At 55.1% G+C, this 20,300-nt stretch carries 20 protein-coding genes; all 20 read left to right on the top strand.

Going from position 1 to position 20,300, the window contains the following annotated elements:
- Positions 1 to 291: 291 nt before the first annotated feature.
- The 20 genes from rplJ (at position 292) to rplN (ending at position 20,293) form a co-directional block, all read left to right on the top strand.
- Positions 292 to 795 carry a 50S ribosomal protein L10 gene (rplJ, locus tag ELY38_RS16235; RefSeq protein WP_106374976.1) on the top strand — a complete coding sequence of 168 codons (504 nt, stop codon included), beginning with the start codon at positions 292 to 294 and terminating at the stop codon, positions 793 to 795.
- A gap of 111 nt (positions 796 to 906) precedes the next feature.
- Positions 907 to 1,278: a 50S ribosomal protein L7/L12 gene (gene rplL, locus ELY38_RS16230; RefSeq protein WP_106374975.1), complete on the top strand. Its 372-nt coding sequence runs from the start codon at positions 907 to 909 to the stop codon at positions 1,276 to 1,278.
- Positions 1,279 to 1,535: 257 nt separating this feature from the next.
- Positions 1,536 to 5,612, top strand: coding sequence for a DNA-directed RNA polymerase subunit beta (gene rpoB, locus ELY38_RS16225; protein ID WP_127063237.1), 4,077 nt, complete (start codon positions 1,536 to 1,538; stop codon positions 5,610 to 5,612).
- Between the two features lie 10 nt (positions 5,613 to 5,622).
- A complete protein-coding gene (gene rpoC / locus ELY38_RS16220; protein ID WP_127063236.1) occupies positions 5,623 to 9,837 on the top strand; it encodes a DNA-directed RNA polymerase subunit beta' in 4,215 nt (1,404 codons plus the stop codon).
- Between the two features lie 172 nt (positions 9,838 to 10,009).
- Entirely contained in the window at positions 10,010 to 10,384 is a 375-nt protein-coding gene (gene rpsL / locus ELY38_RS16215; protein WP_009098973.1) for a 30S ribosomal protein S12, read from the top strand.
- Between the two features lie 147 nt (positions 10,385 to 10,531).
- Complete coding sequence (gene rpsG, locus ELY38_RS16210) at positions 10,532 to 11,002, top strand: 30S ribosomal protein S7 (RefSeq protein ID WP_106374971.1); 471 nt, start codon at positions 10,532 to 10,534, stop codon at positions 11,000 to 11,002.
- 232 nt (positions 11,003 to 11,234) lie between these two features.
- Entirely contained in the window at positions 11,235 to 13,358 is a 2,124-nt protein-coding gene (fusA, locus tag ELY38_RS16205; RefSeq protein ID WP_127063235.1) for an elongation factor G, read from the top strand.
- Positions 13,359 to 13,387: 29 nt separating this feature from the next.
- Positions 13,388 to 14,581: an elongation factor Tu gene (gene tuf, locus ELY38_RS16200; RefSeq protein WP_126949733.1), complete on the top strand. Its 1,194-nt coding sequence runs from the start codon at positions 13,388 to 13,390 to the stop codon at positions 14,579 to 14,581.
- A 159-nt stretch (positions 14,582 to 14,740) separates the two neighbouring features.
- A complete protein-coding gene (rpsJ, locus tag ELY38_RS16195; RefSeq protein WP_009098983.1) occupies positions 14,741 to 15,052 on the top strand; it encodes a 30S ribosomal protein S10 in 312 nt (103 codons plus the stop codon).
- 159 nt (positions 15,053 to 15,211) lie between these two features.
- Positions 15,212 to 15,850 (top strand): 50S ribosomal protein L3, encoded by a 639-nt coding sequence (gene rplC, locus ELY38_RS16190; RefSeq protein ID WP_087108954.1) that lies wholly within the window; start codon positions 15,212 to 15,214, stop codon positions 15,848 to 15,850.
- 15 nt (positions 15,851 to 15,865) lie between these two features.
- Positions 15,866 to 16,471, top strand: coding sequence for a 50S ribosomal protein L4 (gene rplD / locus ELY38_RS16185; RefSeq protein ID WP_126949731.1), 606 nt, complete (start codon positions 15,866 to 15,868; stop codon positions 16,469 to 16,471).
- Complete coding sequence (rplW, locus tag ELY38_RS16180) at positions 16,468 to 16,764, top strand: 50S ribosomal protein L23 (protein ID WP_126949730.1); 297 nt, start codon at positions 16,468 to 16,470, stop codon at positions 16,762 to 16,764. Before rplD ends, rplW begins: the two co-directional genes overlap by 4 nt.
- 17 nt (positions 16,765 to 16,781) lie before the next feature.
- Positions 16,782 to 17,612, top strand: a complete 831-nt coding sequence (gene rplB / locus ELY38_RS16175; protein WP_106374965.1) for a 50S ribosomal protein L2 — start codon at positions 16,782 to 16,784, stop codon at positions 17,610 to 17,612.
- A 33-nt stretch (positions 17,613 to 17,645) separates the two neighbouring features.
- The gene (gene rpsS / locus ELY38_RS16170) at positions 17,646 to 17,921 is read left to right on the top strand and encodes a 30S ribosomal protein S19 (RefSeq protein WP_009098993.1); all 276 of its coding nucleotides are present in this window, start codon (positions 17,646 to 17,648) and stop codon (positions 17,919 to 17,921) included.
- Positions 17,922 to 17,939: 18 nt separating this feature from the next.
- Positions 17,940 to 18,272: a 50S ribosomal protein L22 gene (rplV, locus tag ELY38_RS16165; protein WP_009723900.1), complete on the top strand. Its 333-nt coding sequence runs from the start codon at positions 17,940 to 17,942 to the stop codon at positions 18,270 to 18,272.
- An 11-nt stretch (positions 18,273 to 18,283) separates the two neighbouring features.
- Positions 18,284 to 18,988 carry a 30S ribosomal protein S3 gene (gene rpsC, locus ELY38_RS16160; protein ID WP_087108946.1) on the top strand — a complete coding sequence of 235 codons (705 nt, stop codon included), beginning with the start codon at positions 18,284 to 18,286 and terminating at the stop codon, positions 18,986 to 18,988.
- A gap of 15 nt (positions 18,989 to 19,003) precedes the next feature.
- Positions 19,004 to 19,417 (top strand): 50S ribosomal protein L16, encoded by a 414-nt coding sequence (gene rplP, locus ELY38_RS16155; RefSeq protein ID WP_007112000.1) that lies wholly within the window; start codon positions 19,004 to 19,006, stop codon positions 19,415 to 19,417.
- Positions 19,417 to 19,608 carry a 50S ribosomal protein L29 gene (gene rpmC / locus ELY38_RS16150; protein WP_018917730.1) on the top strand — a complete coding sequence of 64 codons (192 nt, stop codon included), beginning with the start codon at positions 19,417 to 19,419 and terminating at the stop codon, positions 19,606 to 19,608. The genes rplP and rpmC overlap by 1 nt, the downstream gene beginning before the upstream one ends.
- Before the next feature lies 1 nt (position 19,609).
- Positions 19,610 to 19,870, top strand: coding sequence for a 30S ribosomal protein S17 (gene rpsQ, locus ELY38_RS16145; RefSeq protein ID WP_009723897.1), 261 nt, complete (start codon positions 19,610 to 19,612; stop codon positions 19,868 to 19,870).
- Between the two features lie 51 nt (positions 19,871 to 19,921).
- Positions 19,922 to 20,293, top strand: coding sequence for a 50S ribosomal protein L14 (gene rplN, locus ELY38_RS16140; RefSeq protein WP_009723896.1), 372 nt, complete (start codon positions 19,922 to 19,924; stop codon positions 20,291 to 20,293).
- Positions 20,294 to 20,300: the final 7 nt, after the last annotated feature.

Raw genomic sequence — 20,300 nt, 5'->3', positions numbered from 1 at the left:
AGATTTTTAGTAAGAACCGAGCAAGAACTTTGCGGTCCTCTGGTTAGGTAAACCTGCCGGAGCACCGTCAAAGACCGCAGGTGCCGCGCTGGATGTCTCATCTCAACGCGGCTTAATTGCCTAAAGCGCCTGCGCAGATGGTGTGGCCGCCAGTTGGTTGTAGCTTTTTTAGCGACTTCGCTTTCTGGTGAGCACCATCCCCTAAGGCTTCCAGTGCTCGTTATATTAGGCCTGGAAGAGATGGTAACCCCCGAAGCCTTGAAGAGGTTTCGGCACGAAGGAGTGATCACTGTGCCACTAGCACTTGAAGGCAAGAAAGCGATTGTTGCCGAGGTCAGTGAAGCGGCCAAGGGCGCACTCTCCGTCGTAGTTGCCGATTCTCGCGGTGTAACGGTCGGTAAAATGACCGATCTGCGTAAGCAGGCACGTGAGAATGGTGTAGAGCTGCGCGTTGTTCGCAATACGCTAGCTCGCCGCGCCCTCGAGGGCACTCAGTGGGAGTGTCTGAACGAGAGCTTTGTTGGTCCGACTCTGTTGGCTTTCTCTACTGATCATCCGGGCGCTGCCGCTCGCTTGTTCAAAGATTTTGCTAAAACCGAGCAGAACTTCGAAGTGAAGGCGTTGGCCTACGAAGGCGAACTGATCCCGGCTGCTGACATCGATCGTCTGGCAACCCTGCCGACTTACAACGAAGCAATTGCCAAGTTGATGTCGGTAATGAAAGAAGCCTCCGCTGGCAAGCTGGTTCGTACCCTGGCCGCTCTGCGCGACCAGAAGCAAGAAGAAGCTGCGTAAGCAGACCTTTTTGCAGGCGGCGTGAACTGCATCAGCAGCGCACTGCCTGAACCGAGCAATGAATCCCGAGTCCTCGGCCGACCGAGACTCCCGCAAAGTTAGGAATGAAAAATGGCACTGTCTAAAGACGATATCATCAATGCTGTAGCCGACATGTCCGTAATGGAAGTTGTTGAGCTGATCGAAGCGATGGAAGAGAAATTCGGCGTATCAGCTGCTGCAGCTGTTATGGCTGGCCCGGCTGCTGGCGGCGAAGCTGCTGCAGAAGAGCAAACTGAATTCGACCTGGTTCTGGCATCTGCTGGTGACAAGAAAGTTAACGTCATCAAAGCCGTTCGCGAAATCACTGGTCTTGGCCTGAAAGAAGCTAAAGGCGCTGTTGACGGCGCTCCGGCAACTATCAAAGAAGCCATGTCCAAAGACGACGCAGAAGCAGCAAAAGCGAAGCTGGAAGAAGCGGGCGCAACCGTCGAGCTCAAGTAATTCTTGTGCTGATGGCTTTACGCGCTGCGTAAGCTTCCACGGCTGGCGGCGGGTCTACCCGCTGCCGGCCTTTTTCTGTTGCAGTCTGAAGGTTGCAACAGGAACACAGTAATACCGTTGTTGTAACACTGTTATCGATCAAGATTTTCGACGGCGAGCTACCGATTTAGGAGCTTGCTGTCTGCGTCTGACACGCCCGCGCAGGGCAGCGATGACCACGCATCGGTCACCCATGGTGAACAAGCTGGGGAATACAGATGGCTTACTCATATACTGAGAAAAAACGCATCCGCAAGGATTTCGGCAAACTGCCCCAAGTGATGGATGTGCCTTACTTGCTGGCCATCCAGCTTGATTCCTATTACGACTTTCTCCAGCAAGATCGTTCGCCTGACGAGCGTCACGAAGTTGGCCTGCATGCGGCGTTCAAGTCCGTGTTCCCGATTGAGAGCTTCTCCGGTAACGCAGCACTTGAGTACGTCAGCTATCGCTTTGGTACGCCGGCGTTCGATGTTAAGGAGTGTCAGCTGCGCGGCGTGACCTATTCCGCCCCGCTGCGCGTCAAGGTTCGCTTGATCATTTATGATCGCGATTCCTCGAACAAGGCAATCAAGGATATTAAAGAGCAAGAAGTCTACATGGGGGAAATCCCCCTGATGACTGAGAACGGTACCTTTGTCATCAACGGTACTGAGCGGGTTATCGTTTCCCAGCTCCACCGCTCGCCCGGTGTGTTCTTCGATCACGACAAAGGCAAGAGCCACTCATCAGGCAAGTTGCTCTACTCTGCCCGCGTGATTCCTTACCGTGGTTCCTGGTTGGACTTCGAGTTCGACCCCAAAGACAACGTGTTTGTACGTATCGACCGTCGCCGTAAACTTCCGGCTTCGGTACTAATGCGTGCCTTGGGCATGAGCGCTGAAGAAATTCTGAATGAATTCTTCGAGACCAGCGTTTTCCACATCGAGAAGTCCGGCTTCTCCGTGGAGCTGGTGCCTTCACGCCTGCGCGGTGAGACCGCTACCTTTGACATCAAAGGCGGCGATGGCGAGATCATTGTTGAAGAAGGTCGTCGGATTACCCAGAAGCACATTCGCCAGCTTGAAAAAGCCGGTCTTGAGCGTCTGGAAGTGCCGATGGAGTATCTGTTCGGCAAGACACTGGCCAAAGATCAGGTTGATACCAAAACTGGTGAGCTGATCTGCCCGTGCAACACCGAAATTACCCCTGAAGTGCTTGAGCGTATGGCGCAGGGTGGTATTACCCTGATCGAAACGCTTTACACCAACGACCTGGATTGCGGCTCGTTCATTTCTGACACCTTGAAGCTCGATACCACCGGATCGCAGCTTGAAGCGCTGGTTGAAATTTATCGCATGATGCGTCCTGGCGAGCCGCCCACCAAGGAAGCAGCCGAAACGCTATTCCACAACTTGTTCTTCACTGAAGACCGCTACGATCTATCGGGCGTGGGTCGCATGAAGTTCAACCGCCGCCTGCGTCGGGATTCCGATACTGGCTCCGGCGTGCTCGATCGCAAAGACATTCTTGATGTGTTGCGCGAGCTGATCAATATCCGTAACGGCTTTGGTGACGTTGACGATATCGACCACCTGGGCAACCGTCGTATTCGCTGTGTTGGCGAGATGGCCGAAAACCAGTTCCGTGTAGGTCTGGTGCGTGTTGAGCGCGCGGTGAAAGAGCGTCTCTCCATGGCGGAAAGCGAAGGTTTGATGCCGCAGGATCTGATCAACGCCAAGCCGGTTGCGGCGGCAGTGAAAGAGTTCTTTGGCTCAAGCCAGCTGTCCCAGTTCATGGACCAGAACAACCCGCTTTCGGAAGTTACTCACAAGCGTCGTGTGTCTGCACTCGGCCCGGGTGGTCTGACCCGTGAGCGTGCTGGTTTTGAAGTGCGTGACGTACACGCCACGCACTATGGTCGTCTGTGCCCCATCGAGACACCTGAAGGTCCGAACATCGGTCTGATCAACTCGTTGGCCACCTACAGTCATACTAACAGCTACGGCTTCCTTGAGACGCCGTACCGCAAGGTTAATGCGGGTCAGGTGACTGATGATATCGTTCACCTGTCAGCGATCGAAGAGGGCGACTTCGTTATCGCCCAGGCATCGGCTGCAGTGGATGAGTCTAACAAGCTCTCCGACGACTTGGTTCAGGTACGTCACCGCGGTGAAACGACCTTCATGCGTCCTGAGCAAGTGACGCTGATGGACGTTTCTCCTCGCCAGGTGGTATCGGTTGCCGCGGCATTGATTCCGTTCCTTGAGCACGATGATGCTAACCGCGCCTTGATGGGTGCAAACATGCAGCGTCAGGCCGTTCCCACCCTGCGTGCTGACAAGCCGCTCGTGGGTACCGGTATGGAGCGCTTCGTTGCGCGTGACTCCGGCGTTTGTGCTGTAGCGCGTCGTGGCGGTGTGATCGACTCGGTAGATGCACGTCGTGTGGTAGTGCGGGTCAATGAAGATGAAATCATCGGCGGTGAAGCCGGCGTTGATATCTACAACCTGACCAAGTACACGCGTTCTAACCAGAACACCTGTATGAACCAGCGCCCCATCGTGCGCCCGGGTGACAACGTAGCACGTGGCGATATTCTCGCCGACGGTCCGTCTGTTGATATGGGTGATCTGGCACTCGGTCAGAACATGCGTATCGCGTTTATGCCCTGGAACGGTTACAACTTCGAGGACTCCATCCTGCTTTCCGAGCGGGTCGTTCAAGAAGACCGTTTCACCACGATCCACATCCAGGAATTAACCTGTGTCTCTCGCGACACCAAGCTTGGGCCGGAAGAGATCACGTCCGATATTCCCAACGTTGGCGAGTCGGCACTTGGCAAGCTGGACGAAGCGGGCGTTGTCTATATCGGTGCTGAAGTTGGCCCGGGTGACATTCTGGTCGGTAAGGTAACACCGAAGGGTGAAACCCAGCTGACGCCGGAAGAGAAACTACTGCGTGCGATCTTCGGTGAGAAGGCGTCTGACGTCAAAGATACCTCCCTGCGTGCCCCCACCGGCATGAAAGGTACGGTTATCGACGTTCAGGTCTTCACCCGCGACGGCGTTGAGAAAGACTCCCGTGCGCTTGCCATTGAGCAAATGCAGCTTGATGAAGTGCGCAAGGACCTGCAGGAAACCTACCGTATTGCCGAAGACGCCACGTTCGAGCGTCTGAAGCGTACGCTGGATGGCCAGGCAGTCAACGGTGGTCCGAAGCTCAAGAAAGGCGATGTGCTCGATGAAGAGTATCTCGACGAGTTGCCGCGTCAGCAGTGGTTCAAACTGCGCATGCAGGATGAATCCTACAATGAGCTTCTGGCTCAGGCTGACGAGCAGCTGGAAAACCGTCGTAAAGAGATGGATGAGCGTTTCGAAGACAAGAAGCGCAAGCTGACCCAGGGCGATGATCTTGCACCGGGCGTGCTGAAAATCGTCAAGGTCTACATGGCCGTCAAACGTCGCATCCAGCCCGGCGACAAGATGGCTGGCCGTCACGGTAACAAGGGTGTTATCTCCGCGATCATGCCGATCGAGGATATGCCGTTTGACGAGAAGGGCGAGCCGGTTGACGTCGTGCTCAACCCGCTGGGCGTACCGTCACGTATGAACGTCGGCCAGATTCTGGAAACCCACCTGGGTATGGCGGCACGCGGTCTGGGTGTCAAGATTGACGCCATGCTGCGTGATGCGCGTGGCCAGCAGGTCGCCGAGATTCGCGACTTCCTGGGCCAGGTGTACAACACGCCCGGCGCCCGCTCTGAAGATCTGGATTCGCTCAGTGATGAAGAAGTCATTGCGCTGGCCAAGAACCTCAAAGGTGGTGTGCCCATGGCCACGCCGGTATTTGATGGTGCCAAAGAGCACGAAATCAAACACCTGCTGAAGCTTGCTGATGTTCCTGAGTCAGGCCAGATGGCGCTGTACGATGGCCGTACGGGGGATGCGTTTGACCGCCCGGTAACCGTTGGTTACATGTACATGCTGAAACTGAACCACTTGGTAGACGACAAGATGCATGCGCGTTCTACCGGTTCTTACTCGCTGGTTACCCAGCAGCCCTTGGGTGGTAAGGCCCAGTTCGGTGGTCAGCGCTTTGGTGAGATGGAAGTGTGGGCGCTGGAAGCTTATGGCGCGGCCTACACCCTGCAGGAGATGCTCACCGTCAAATCGGATGACGTCGAAGGCCGCACCAAGATGTACAAAAACATCGTGGATGGCGACCACACCATGCAGGCGGGCATGCCGGAATCCTTCAATGTACTCGTGAAGGAAATCCGCTCGCTGGGCATCGATATCGAGTTAGAGAGCTAGGAGCCGTCATATGAAAGATTTGGTGAAAGTACTCAAATCGCAATCTCAGTCCGAAGAGTTTGACGCGATCAAGATTACTCTGGCGTCGCCGGACATGATTCGCTCCTGGTCTTTCGGCGAGGTGAAAAAGCCTGAGACCATCAACTACCGTACCTTCAAGCCGGAACGGGATGGACTATTCTGTGCCAAGATATTTGGTCCGGTAAAAGACTACGAGTGCTTGTGCGGTAAGTACAAGCGCATGAAGCACCGCGGCATCATTTGTGAAAAATGTGGCGTTGAAGTCACCAAGGCTGCCGTGCGCCGTGAGCGCATGGGCCATATTGAGCTGGCTTCACCGGTTGCGCACATCTGGTTTTTAAAGTCGCTGCCGTCGCGTATCGGTATGTTCCTCGATATGACCCTGCGTGATATCGAGCGTGTGCTGTACTTCGAGTCCTTCGTTGTTATCGATCCAGGCATGACCACGCTTGAGCGTGGTCAGCTTCTCAACGATGAGCAATACTTCGAAGCCCTTGAAGAGTTCGGCGACGACTTCGATGCCCGTATGGGTGCCGAGGCGGTGCAGGAACTGCTTAAAGATATCGATCTGGAAGAAGAGATCAATACACTGCGCGAAGAGATTCCGCAGACCAACTCTGAAACCAAGATCAAGAAGCTTTCCAAGCGTCTGAAGCTTCTGGAAGCGTTCTACCACTCTGGCAACGCGCCGGCGTGGATGGTCATGGAAGTGCTGCCCGTACTGCCGCCGGATCTGCGTCCGCTGGTACCGCTGGACGGCGGCCGTTTCGCGACCTCTGATCTTAACGACCTCTACCGTCGTGTGATCAACCGTAACAACCGTCTGAAGCGTCTTCTCGACCTTAACGCGCCGGACATCATCGTGCGCAACGAGAAGCGTATGCTTCAGGAAGCGGTCGATGCACTGCTGGATAACGGTCGTCGTGGCCGCGCGATCACGGGCTCCAACAAGCGCCCGCTGAAATCGCTTGCCGATATGATCAAAGGTAAGCAGGGTCGTTTCCGTCAGAACTTGTTGGGTAAGCGTGTCGATTACTCGGGCCGTTCGGTTATTACCGTTGGTCCGACACTGCGACTGCACCAGTGTGGTCTGCCGAAGAAAATGGCGCTCGAGCTGTTCAAGCCGTTTATCTACTCCAAGCTTCAGTCGCTGGGCTTTGCCTCAACGATTAAAGCCGCGAAGAAGATGGTTGAGCGCGAACTGCCGGAAGTGTGGGACATCCTTGCCGATGTTATCCGCGAACACCCGGTACTGCTTAACCGTGCACCGACGCTGCACCGTCTGGGTATCCAGGCGTTTGAACCGCTACTGATCGAAGGTAAAGCGATCCAGCTGCACCCGTTGGTGTGTGCGGCCTACAACGCCGACTTCGACGGTGACCAAATGGCGGTACACGTACCGCTGACCCTGGAAGCCCAGCTTGAAGCCCGTGCGTTGATGATGGCCACCAACAACGTACTGTCGCCTGCTAATGGCGAGCCGATCATCGTGCCGTCGCAGGACGTTGTTTTGGGTCTTTACTATATGACCCGCGAAAAGATCAACGCCAAGGGCGAAGGTATGGTGTTCTCTGACCTCAACGAGGTAGAGCGCGCTTTCGGTACCCAGTCAGTGTCGCTACACGCTCGCGTCAAGGTTCGTCTGGACGAGATCGATATTGATGAAGAGACCGGCGAGAAGTCATTCCATCGCCGTCTGTATGAAACCACGGTTGGTCGTGCGCTGCTGTTCCGCATTCTGCCCGAAGGCGTGCCGTTTGCGCTGATCGACCAGCCGATGAAGAAAAAGGCGATTTCCGGCCTGATCAACGAAGTCTATCGCCGCTCTGGTCTTAAGCCGACGGTTATCTTCGCTGACCAGTTGATGTACACCGGTTTCCGCTTAGCAACTTGGTCGGGCGCCTCTATCGGCGTTAACGACTTCGTTATCCCGGATGCCAAGACCGAGATCGTTGACGCGGCCGAAGCTGAAGTTAAAGAGATCGAAGACCAGTTCTCTTCTGGCCTGGTAACGGCAGGTGAGAAGTACAACAAGGTTATCGATATCTGGTCCAAGGCCAACGATAAAGTCGCCAAGGCGATGATGGTGGGTATCTCGAAAGAGACTGTCGTTGACCGTGATGGCAACGAAGTTGAGCAGGATTCGTTCAACAGCGTATTCATCATGGCCGACTCGGGCGCTCGGGGTTCTGCTGCTCAGATCCGCCAGCTGGCGGGTATGCGTGGTTTGATGGCCAAGCCGGATGGTTCGATCATCGAGACGCCGATCGTGGCCAACTTCCGTGAAGGTCTGAACGTACTTCAGTACTTCATCTCAACCCACGGTGCGCGTAAGGGTCTGGCAGATACGGCCCTGAAAACGGCCAACTCCGGTTACCTGACCCGCCGACTGGTAGACGTAGCACAGGATCTGGTAATCACCGAGGTTGACTGTGGCACCGAAAACGGCCTGACCCTGCACCCGATTATTGAGGGTGGTGACATCATCGTACCGCTGTCTCAGCGTGTGCTGGGCCGCATGGTTGCGCAGGACGTTGTTGATCCGGGTACCGAAGAAGTTCTGATTCCGCGTAACACGCTGCTTGACGAGAAGTGGTGTGCCGAGCTCGACACCATGGGTGTGGATGAGATTATCGTACGCTCAACCATTACTTGTGATACGCCGCATGGCGTGTGTTCGTCCTGTTACGGTCGTGACCTCGCGCGCGGTCACCAGGTCAACATTGGTGAGTCTGTCGGTGTTATCGCTGCTCAGTCCATTGGTGAGCCGGGTACTCAGCTGACCATGCGTACCTTCCACATCGGTGGTGCGGCATCGCGTTCGTCAGCCGTGGATAGCGTACAGGTCAAGCACGGCGGTAAGGTTCGTCTGCACAACATCAAGCACGTAGAGCGTGCCGACGGCAAGCTGGTGGTGGTATCCCGTTCCAGCGCCCTGGCGGTTGCTGACGACCACGGTCGTGAGCGCGAGTACTACAAGCTGCCCTACGGTGCCGAGCTTTCCGTACGCGATGGCGATGTTGTCGACGCCGGCGCCATGGTAGCCAAGTGGGACCCGCACACCCACCCGATCATTGCTGAAGTAGAGGGTAAGGCACAGTTCATTGATCTTGACGAAGGTGTCACCATGCACCGCAGCGTCGACGAGATGACCGGTCTTTCGTCTATCGAGGTTATTGAATCGGCCGCTCGTCCGATGGCCGGTCGCGATAAGCGTCCGATGGTCATGCTGCAGGATGCCGCAGGTGAGTACGTGTCGGTTTCCGGCTCGAACACGCCGGTACAGTACCTGCTGCCGGGTAATTCGATCATCTCTGTGGATGACGGCTCAACTATCGGTGTGGGTGAGGTTGTTGCCCGTATCCCGGTTGAGGCATCGGGTAACAAGGATATTACCGGTGGTCTGCCACGTGTTGCCGACCTGTTCGAAGCGCGTAAGCCGAAAGAATCAGCGATTCTTGCCGAAATCAGCGGCGTGGTGAGCTTCGGTAAAGAGACAAAGGGCAAGCGTCGCCTGACGATTACCCCCGAGTCCGGCGATCCGTTTGAAGCGCTGATCCCCAAATGGCGTCAGATTGCCGTCTTTGAAGGTGAAACGGTTGAGAAGGGCGAGGTCATCTCCGATGGCCCGAGCAACCCGCACGATATCCTGCGTCTGCTGGGCGTTGCGGAACTTGCCAAGTATATTACGGCCGAAGTGCAGGACGTTTACCGTCTGCAGGGCGTAGGTATCAACGACAAGCACATCGAAGTAATTGTGCGTCAGATGCTGCGTAAGGTTGAGATCACCGATTCGGGCGATTCTGACTTCATTACTGGTGACCAGGCTGAGCTTGTTCGCGTACTGGAGCAAAATGCCCGTCTCGAGAAAGAAGGTAAGTTCCCGGCGAAGTATCAGCGTATGCTGCTGGGTATTACCAAGGCGAGCCTGGCGACTGAATCGTTCATCTCCGCGGCCTCCTTCCAGGAGACTACCCGCGTACTGACCGAAGCAGCTGTTACCGGCAAGCGCGATTACCTGCGCGGCCTGAAAGAAAACGTGGTAGTTGGGCGTCTGATTCCGGCAGGAACCGGTCTGACTCACCACGCAGAACGTCGCCGCAAGCGCGAAGACGTTGAGCGTCTGTTCAACCCCTCAGCGACTGAGGTAGAGCAGGAGCTTGGAGCACAGTTGACAGCACTAGATAGTGACGACGAGCTCTAAATCGAGTAGAAAAAAAGTATCTGGCCCTGACGACGCTATCTTGCCGGTTAAACCGCCGGCAAGACTTGACGCCGCCTAGGGTCAGCCTTTAGAATGCGCAGCCTTTAACAGTGGGGTGGGTGCGCCCGCAGCCGCTGGAAGGCCAGGCAACCATTGGAGTCAGCTAAACACCATGGCAACGATTAATCAGCTAGTGCGCAAGCCGCGCAAGCGCCCCGTTACTAAAAGTGACGTGCCCGCGCTGCAGGCCTGTCCGCAAAAACGCGGCGTATGTACGCGCGTATACACCACTACCCCCAAGAAGCCGAACTCGGCCCTGCGTAAGGTTTGCCGTGTGCGCCTGACCAACGGTTTCGAAGTTTCTTCTTACATCGGTGGTGAAGGTCACAACCTGCAGGAGCACTCTGTTGTTCTGATTCGCGGCGGCCGTGTAAAGGATTTGCCAGGTGTGCGTTATCACACCGTTCGTGGCGCCCTTGACACTTCCGGCGTACAGAACCGTAAGCAGGGTCGTTCCAAGTACGGTACCAAGCGTCCGAAGTCTTAAGATCGCTTGCCGTCGCGCTGCGTAATGCAGTGTAGTGTTCAAAACGAATATGACGGTCTGATAAGAGTAAGGTCGGGCAATGCAGGGTGTTAAATACCTGACGCGAGTCCCGGGTTTACCTGAAGGATCCTTAATTGAGGGCTTATCATGCCTAGAAGAAGAGTTGTAGCTAAACGCGAAATCCTGCCGGATCCTAAGTTCGGAAGTGAGCGTCTGGCGAAGTTCATGAACCACCTGATGGTCAGCGGCAAGAAGTCCATAGCTGAGCGCATCGTTTATGGTGCGCTGGACAAGGTTGCCGAGCGTAGTAAAGAAGAGCCGCTGGAAATCTTCGACAAGGCGCTGGAAACTATCCAGCCGATGGTCGAAGTGAAGTCGCGCCGCGTAGGTGGTGCGACCTATCAGGTGCCGGTTGAAGTTCGTCCGTCACGCCGTCAAGCGCTCGCTATGCGCTGGCTGGTGGACGCGGCGCGTCGTCGCGGTGAAAAAACGATGGTTCAGCGTCTGGCTGGTGAAATGCTGGATGCGGCAGAAGGTAAAGGTTCGGCTGTTAAGAAGCGCGAAGACGTGCATCGTATGGCTGAAGCCAACAAAGCTTTCTCGCACTATCGTTTCTAAGAGCGTCGCTTCTAAGTACGGCGTTTCTAAGTACGGCGTTTGTAAGCGCAGTGTTTGTAGAGTCCGCGTTTATTTATGCACGTTGTTTCAGCATGGCGTCGTTGAAAGTGGTAAGTCGAGTCGCTTTGTTGCAACACCCCGCCGCTATCATGCTGTGATGGCGGTGGTGGTGTAAGACTCACTTTCACCGCTGCTAAATTAACGAGCATCGCCAACTAACGGGAGTTTCACCGTGGCACGCAAGACACCACTTAAGCGTTATCGCAATATTGGTATCGTAGCGCACGTCGACGCGGGTAAAACCACGACGACCGAGCGTGTACTGTTCTATACCGGCCTTTCTCACAAGGTGGGTGAAGTGCACGACGGTGCTGCGACGACGGACTGGATGGAACAGGAGCAGGAGCGTGGTATTACTATCACCTCTGCGGCTGTAACCACCTTCTGGCAAGGTATGGCCAAGCAGTTCGACGAGCACCGCATCAACATCATCGATACGCCTGGGCACGTTGACTTCACCATCGAAGTTGAGCGTTCTCTGCGTGTTCTTGATGGTGCGGTCGTTGTACTATGCGGTTCTTCCGGCGTTCAGCCGCAGACCGAAACCGTATGGCGCCAAGCCAACAAGTACGAAGTACCGCGTATGGTCTTCGTCAACAAGATGGACCGTACCGGCGCTGACTTCTTCATGGTCGTTGACCAGTTGAAAGAGCGTCTGGGCGCGAATGCTGTGCCGATCCAGATCAACTGGGGTACGGAAGAAGACTTTAAGGGTGTTGTCGACCTTATTCAGATGAAGGCGATCCTGTGGGATGAAGCCAGTCTGGGTATGAACTTTGAACTCGTTGATATTCCGGCTGAGCTGCAAGAAACTGCCGAGAAGTATCGCGAGCAAATGGTTGAGGCTGCTGCCGAAGGCTCTGACGAGCTGATGGAGAAGTACCTGGAAGGTGGTGAGCTGACGATCGAAGAGATCAAAGCCGGCCTTCGTGCGCGCACTCTGGCTAACGATATTGTTCTGGTTACCTGTGGTTCTGCCTTTAAAAACAAAGGCGTTCAGGCGGTACTGGATGGCATTATCGAATACATGCCTTCGCCGACTGAAGTTAAGGCGATCGAAGGTGAGTTGGACGATAAAGACGGCACTATCGCTACGCGTGTAGCGGATGATGATGCTCCGTTTGCGGCGTTGGCATTCAAGATCGCGACTGACCCCTTCGTTGGTACGCTGACCTTTATCCGCGTCTACTCGGGCGTTCTGAAATCTGGTGATGGCGTATATAACTCCGTTAAGCAGAAGAAAGAGCGCGTTGGCCGTATCGTTCAGATGCATGCCAACTCGCGTGAAGAGATCAAAGAGATCTTGGCTGGCGATATTGCAGCGTGTATCGGCCTGAAAGACGTCACCACGGGTGACACCCTGTGCGATATCGATAACAAGATCGTTCTCGAGCGCATGGAGTTCCCGGATCCGGTTATCTCGGTAGCCGTTGAGCCGAAGTCTAAGGCTGACCAGGAAAAAATGGGTATTGCACTGGGCAAGCTAGCTCAGGAAGATCCTTCTTTCCAGGTTAAAACCGACGAAGAAACCGGCCAGACCATCATTTCTGGTATGGGCGAACTTCACTTGGACATCATCGTTGACCGTATGCGTCGCGAGTTCAAGGTTGAAGCTAATATCGGTAAGCCGCAGGTAGCGTACCGCGAAACCATTCGCGGCAGCGTAGAGCAGGAAGGCAAGTTTGTACGTCAGTCCGGTGGTCGTGGTCAGTACGGTCACGTTTGGCTGCGTATCGAGCCGCTGACTGCTGCAGATAAGGGTGAAGGCGAAGATGAGATCTTCTTCAAGTTCAACTCTGAGATCGTAGGTGGTACGGTTCCGAAGGAATACGTCCCTGCGGTTGAGAAAGGTGCTTACGAGCAGCTTAAAAACGGTGTCATCGCGGGTTACCCGATGATTGACGTTAAAGTGACGCTGTTCGACGGCTCCTTCCACGACGTAGACTCTAACGAGACTGCGTTCAAGATTGCTTCTTCTATGGCAGTGAAGGAAGGTGCCAGGAAGGCCAAGGCCGTGCTGCTGGAGCCGGTGATGAAGGTCGAAATCGTGACTCCCGAAGAATTTATGGGTGACGTCATGGGTGACCTGAGCCGTCGTCGCGGTCTGGTGCAGGGCATGGATGACTCTTCTGCTGGTAAAGTCATTCGTGCAACGGTGCCGCTGGGTGAGATGTTCGGTTACGCAACCGACCTACGCTCACAAACCCAGGGCCGTGCGAGCTACTCTATGGAGTTCGCGAAGTACGAGGAGGCGCCCTCCAGCGTCGTTGAAGCCGTCATCAATCAAAACGGTTAACCGTTAGCTAACGTAAAGAGGTTATAGCAGTGGCTAAGGAAAAATTCGAACGTTCCAAACCGCACGTCAACGTCGGCACCATCGGTCACGTCGACCACGGTAAAACGACTCTGACTGCGGCCCTGACCCGCGTGTCTGCTGAGGTTTTCGGCGGCGACTGGCGTGAATTCGATACTATCGATAACGCTCCTGAAGAGCGCGAGCGTGGTATCACCATCGCGACTTCACACGTGGAATATCAGTCAGAAGAGCGTCACTACGCTCACGTTGACTGCCCAGGACACGCTGACTACGTCAAGAACATGATCACTGGTGCTGCGCAGATGGACGGCGCGATCCTGGTATGTTCAGCCGCTGACGGCCCGATGCCACAGACTCGCGAGCACATCCTGCTGTCTCGTCAGGTTGGCGTTCCGTTCATCGTTGTGTTCCTGAACAAAGCGGACATGGTCGATGACGAAGAGCTTCTCGAATTGGTAGAGATGGAAGTTCGCGAACTCCTCGACCAGTACGACTTCCCGGGTGACGACACTCCGATCATCACTGGTTCTGCGTTGATGGCTCTGAACGGTGAAGATGAGAACGGCATGGGTACTACCGCCGTTGCTAATCTGATCAAAGCTCTGGATGAGTACATCCCTGAGCCGGAGCGTGCTATCGACCAGCCGTTCCTGATGCCGATCGAAGACGTATTCTCTATCTCTGGCCGTGGTACTGTTGTTACCGGTCGTGTAGAGCGCGGTATCGTTAAAGCCGGTGAAGAAGTGGAAATCGTGGGTATCCGCGACACCACCAAAACCATCGTTACTGGCGTTGAAATGTTCCGTAAGCTGCTCGACGAAGGTCGTGCTGGTGAGAACGTTGGCGCCCTGCTGCGTGGTACTAAGCGTGATGATGTTGAGCGTGGTCAGGTTCTGGCCAAGCCGGGCACCATTCACCCGCACACTACCTTCGAAGCAGAAGTTTACGTACTGTCCAAAGAAGAAGGTGGTCGTCACACGCCTTTCTTCAAGGGCTACCGTCCTCAGTTCTACTTCCGTACCACTGACGTAACTGGTACTTGTGAACTGCCGGAAGGTGTTGAAATGGTAATGCCGGGCGACAACGTTCAGATGGTTGTTACTCTGATCGCTCCGATCGCCATGGATGAAGGTCTGCGCTTCGCGATTCGCGAAGGTGGCCGTACCGTTGGCGCTGGTGTTGTGGCCAAAATCGTTCAGTAATCATTTTACTTGAATGAGAAAGGGGGCTCCTGAGAGCCCCCTTTTCTGCGCACCATTAGCAAATGTTTGACATGGGCTTTTGGCGTGCCTATAATGCGCATCCTTTGAATGCGTGGGTAGACGGCTCGCGCCGTCGACATCCATTGGAGTTTAGGGCAAATGCAGAACCAGAAGATTCGCATTCGGTTGAAAGCGTTCGACCATCGCCTGATCGATCAGTCCACAGCGGAGATTGTTGAAACCGCTAAGCGTACTGGTGCTCAGGTTCGTGGGCCGATTCCGCTGCCGACCAACCGCGAGCGTTATACCATCCTGATTTCACCGCACGTCAACAAAGATGCGCGTGATCAGTATGAGATTCGCACGCACAAGCGTGTGCTCGACATCGTTGAGCCGACCGAGAAAACTGTTGATGCGTTGATGAAGCTCGATCTCGCCGCTGGCGTAGACGTGCAAATCAAGCTCGACTAATTACACTAGACACTTGCGGCCCAGCGTTCGTCGCCCGTTTGACGGGTTAGCATGAACAGCAGCCGCCGCGCCGTGAGGCGCCACACAATGTGCTAGTGGAATGCTCTGGAAAGGGCAGCCATAGCGGGTGATAGCCCCGTACACTATAGGAGACTGAGTATGACTATCGGTTTAGTCGGTAAAAAGGCCGGGATGACCCGTGTCTTTACCGAAGATGGCGCATCTGTGCCCGTGACCGTTATTGAAGTTGATCCTAATCGTGTTACGCGCGTTAAGACCATTGAGTCTGACGGCTACGCAGCGATTCAGATCACTACAGGTTCTCGTAAAGCCAAGCACCTCACCAAAGCGCAAGCTGGACAGTTTGCCAAGGCGGGTGTTGAGGCTGGTCGTTCACTGATGGAATTCCGCCTTGCAGAAGGTGAAGAAGCTCCTGAAGTGGGTGGTGAGCTCACTGTATCCCTCTTTGAAGCTGGTCAAATGATCGACGTGACCGGCACCTCTAAGGGTAAAGGCTTCCAGGGTGCTGTTAAGCGCTGGAACTTCCGTACCCAAGACAACAGCCATGGTAACTCCCTGTCGCATCGCGCGCCGGGTTCTATCGGCATGTGTCAAACACCAGGTCGCGTATTTAAAGGCAAGAAAATGGCCGGTCAAATGGGTAATGCCCGTTGCACCGTTCAAAGCCTTGAGATCGTCCGTGTTGACGCCGAGCGTAACCTGCTGCTGATCAAGGGCGCTGTACCGGGAGCACCCGGTAGCGACGTTATCGTTCGCAGCGCCGTGAAAGCTGGCTGAAGGGGATAATTACCAATGAATCTGAATCTTGCTGCAGGCACGGGTACCGTTGAAGTAGCCGACGCCACTTTTGGCAAAGAATTCAACGAAGCGCTAGTACACCAGGTTGTTACCGCCTATTTGGCTGGTGGCCGCCAGGGCACTCGCGCTCAAAAGAGCCGTTCCGACGTACGTGGTGGTGGTAAGAAGCCATGGCGCCAGAAAGGTACCGGTCGTGCACGTGCCGGCACCATCCGCTCTCCGCTTTGGCGCAGCGGCGGCGTAACCTTCGCGGCACGTCCGCAAGACTACACCCAGAAGGTTAACCGCAAGATGTACCGCGCGGCGATGCGCTCCATCCTGTCTGAGCTTGTACGTCAAGAGCGTTTAGTCGCTATTGAAGAGTTCAGCGTCGAAGCGCCCAAGACCAAGCAGGTAGCTGCCAAGCTGAAAGAGCTCAACCTTGAAAAAGTGTTGATCGTCACTGAAGAAGTCGACGAAAAGCTCTATCTGGCCGCACGCAACCTTCCCCACGTTGATGTGGTGGATGTAGCGGCAGCTGACCCGGTTAGCCTGGTTGCCTTTGATAAGGTCCTGGTTACCGTCTCCGCCCTGCGTAAATTCGAGGAGAAGCTGGCATGAACCAGGAACGCGTATTCAAGGTTCTGCTTGGACCGCACGTGACCGAAAAGGCCGCGATGGCTGCAGAGCGCAACCAGTACGTTTTCAAGGTGGCAACTGATGCTACCAAACCCGAGATCAAGAAGGCCGTTGAAGCACTGTTCGGCAAGAAGGTCGGTAATGTTCAGGTACTGAACATGAAGGGTAAAACCAAGCGTACTGCACACGGCGTTGGCCAGCGTAAGGGTTACCGCAAAGCGTATGTGACCCTGGCTGCGGGTGAAACGCTCGAAGACTTCTCTGGCGCCGAATAAGGGCAGGAGTACGGAAAATGGCAATCGTCAAGACCAAACCCACTTCCGCCGGTCGTCGCCACGTCGTCAAGATCGTTGGCGAGGAACTGTACAAGGGCCGTGCGTATGCACCGCTTTTGGAAAAGCAGTCCAAGTCCGGTGGCCGTAATAACTACGGTCGTATCACCACCCGCCACGTGGGCGGTGGTCACCGTCATCACTACCGGTTGATCGACTTCAAGCGCACCAAGGATGGCATTCCGGCCACCGTTGAGCGTCTGGAGCACGACCCGAACCGTAGTGCGCATATTGCACTATTGAAATATGCAGATGGCGAGCGTCGTTACATCATTGCACCGAAAGGTGTCAGCGCGGGTGACGTGCTGGAATCTGGTGTTAACGCGCCCATCAAGAAAGGCAATGCCTTGCCTCTGCGCAATGTACCGCTTGGTTCTACCGTTCACGGTATCGAACTGAAGCCGGGCAAAGGCGCGCAGATTGCTCGCAGTGCCGGTACTAGCGCCCAGCTGGTCGCTCGTGAAGGTAACTACGCCACCTTACGTCTTCGCTCTGGCGAAATGCGTAAAGTACTGGCCGAGTGCCGCGCGACCCTGGGTGAAGTGAGCAACTCCGAGCACAGCCTGCGTCAACTTGGCAAGGCCGGTGCGAAGCGCTGGAGAGGCGTGCGTCCGACTGTTCGCGGTGTCGCGATGAACCCGGTGGATCACCCACACGGTGGTGGTGAAGGCCGCACCAGTGGTGGTCGTCACCCGGTATCCCCATGGGGTGTGCCGACTAAGGGTCACAAGACGCGTAAGAACAAGCGCACCGACAAGCTGATTATTCGTCGTCGTAATAAGACACGTTAATCGAAATTGCCAAGACATTAAGAGGTAACGGCTGTGCCACGTTCACTAAAGAAAGGTCCCTTCATTGACCTTCATCTTTTGAAGAAGGTAGAGGCTGCAGTGGAGAAGAACGATCGCAAACCGATCAAGACCTGGTCGCGTCGTTCGATGATCCTGCCCAACATGGTAGGTCTGACCATCGCAGTCCATAACGGACGCCAGCATGTCCCGGTGCACGTCTCCGAGGAAATGGTGGGTCATAAACTTGGCGAATTCGCTGCTACTCGCACATATCGCGGGCATGCTGCGGACAAGAAAGCCAAACGGTAAGCCAGAGAGGATTAAGAGATGGAAGTCACAGCTAAGCTGAGTGGCGCTGCTTTATCCGCACAGAAGGCCCGTTTGGTGGCTGACCAGGTGCGCGGTAAACCGGTCGCCGAAGCTATTGATCTGCTGACCTTCTCACCGAAGAAGGCTGCCAAGCTGGTCAAGAAAGTGCTTCAGTCCGCCATCGCGAATGCGGAAGAAAATAACGGCATGGACATCGACGAGCTGCGTGTCTCGACCATCTGCGTCGATGAGGGCATGACGCTCAAGCGTATCAAGCCGCGCGCCAAAGGCCGTGCGGATCGTATCTTGAAGCGCACCTGCCACATCACCGTCAAGGTAGCCGAGAAGTAGGAGTCGACCAGATGGGTCAGAAAGTCAATCCAACAGGCATTCGACTGGGCATCGTCAAAGACCATGCTTCTGTCTGGTATGCCGAGCGCGGCGCCTATGCCGATAAGCTCAATAACGATCTCGAAGTGCGCAGCTTCCTGGAAGAGCGTCTGAAAAGCGCTTCCGTAAGCCGCATTCACATCGAGCGTCCGGCTAACAACGCCCGCATCACCATTCACACTGCCCGTCCGGGTATCGTGATTGGTAAAAAAGGTGAAGATGTCGACCGTCTGCGTCGCGATCTTACCGAAATGATGGGTGTTCCGGTTCATGTGAACATTGAAGAAGTTCGCAAGCCGGAGCTGGATGCCAAGCTGGTTGCTGCTAACGTAGCTGGTCAGCTTGAGCGTCGCGTAATGTTCCGTCGTGCTATGAAGCGCGCAGTACAGAACGCAATGCGTCTTGGCGCTGGCGGCATCAAGATTCAGCTGTCAGGTCGTCTTGGTGGTGCTGAAATCGCACGTACCGAATGGTACCGCGAAGGTCGCGTTCCGCTGCACACCCTGCGTGCGGACATCGACTACGCCACTTACGAAGCTCACACCACCTACGGCGTTATCGGCGTCAAAGTGTGGATCTTCAAGGGCGAAATCCTCGGCGGTATCGAGGAAGTACGTGCCAAGGCTAAGCAACAGCAGCCTGCCGGCAACGCGCCCAAGAAGAAAGGTTCCAGGTAAGGGGAGAGCGAGTCGATGTTACAGCCCAAGCGTATGAAATTCCGCAAGATGATGAAAGGCCGCAACCGTGGCCTGGCGCATCGCGGAAGCAAGATCAGCTTCGGGGAATACGGTCTGAAAGCTACTGGTCGCGGCCGCATCACTGCGCGTCAGATCGAAGCTGGCCGTCGTGCGATCACACGTCACGTTAAACGTGGCGGTAAGATCTGGATCCGCGTTTTCCCTGATAAGCCGATTTCCAAGAAGCCGCTCGAAGTTCGTATGGGTAAAGGTAAAGGTTCTGTTGAGTACTGGGTAGCCCAGATCCAACCGGGTCGGGTCCTGTACGAAATTGAAGGTGTATCCGAAGAGCTGGCCCGTGAAGCATTCGAACTGGCCGCACAGAAGATGCCCTTGTCCACCACCTTTGCGAAACGGACGGTGATGTGATGAAAGCACAGGAAATTCGTGAAAAGTCCGCAGGAGAGCTCAAAGAGCAGCTCCTCGAGCTACTCCGCGAGCAGTTTAACCTGCGCATGCAGAAGGCCACTGGCCAACTGAGCCAGACTCATCTGCTCAAGCAGGTCCGTCGGGATATCGCCCGCGTTAAGACTATGCTCAACGAGAAGGCAGGTGATTGAGATGGCCGAAGAGAAAAAAACCCGTACGCTCACCGGCAAGGTGGTGAGCGACAAGATGGATAAATCCATCGTCGTCATGATCGAGCGTCGTGAGCGTCACCCGATCTACGGAAAATACGTTAAGCGCTCCACCAAGCTGCACGCCCATGATGAGGCGAACCAGGCTAAGGCAGGCGATACGGTTTCCATTCAGGAGTGCCGTCCGCTTTCCAAGAAGAAAGCCTGGACGCTGGTCGAGGTGGTCGAGCAAGCCAAGGGTTAATACCCTGGGTTTGTCCAACCAGTGCAGTCAGATTAGGTTTGGAGAAAACCGATGATTCAGACTCAGACAATGCTGGATGTCGCCGACAACAGCGGAGCGCGCCGGGTGCAATGCATCAAGGTGTTAGGCGGTTCACACCGTCGCTACGCCCGCGTTGGTGACGTCATTAAAGTAACGGTGAAAGAAGCTATCCCTCGCGGCAAGGTCAAAAAAGGCCAGGTCCTGAAAGCGGTAGTGGTTCGCACCCGTAGTGGCGTCCGTCGTAGTGACGGTTCGCTGATCCGTTTCGATGGAAATGCGGCAGTTTTGTTGAATAACACCAACGAACAGCCGATCGGCACGCGCATCTTCGGGCCGGTTACTCGTGAACTTCGTAATGAAAAGTTCATGAAGATCATTTCCCTAGCGCCTGAAGTGCTGTAAGGAGCGA

This window comes from Vreelandella nanhaiensis, from assembly GCF_003990185.1.
GTDB lineage: Bacteria > Pseudomonadota > Gammaproteobacteria > Pseudomonadales > Halomonadaceae > Vreelandella > Vreelandella nanhaiensis.
This window is presented reverse-complemented; position numbering and strand designations above follow the sequence as displayed.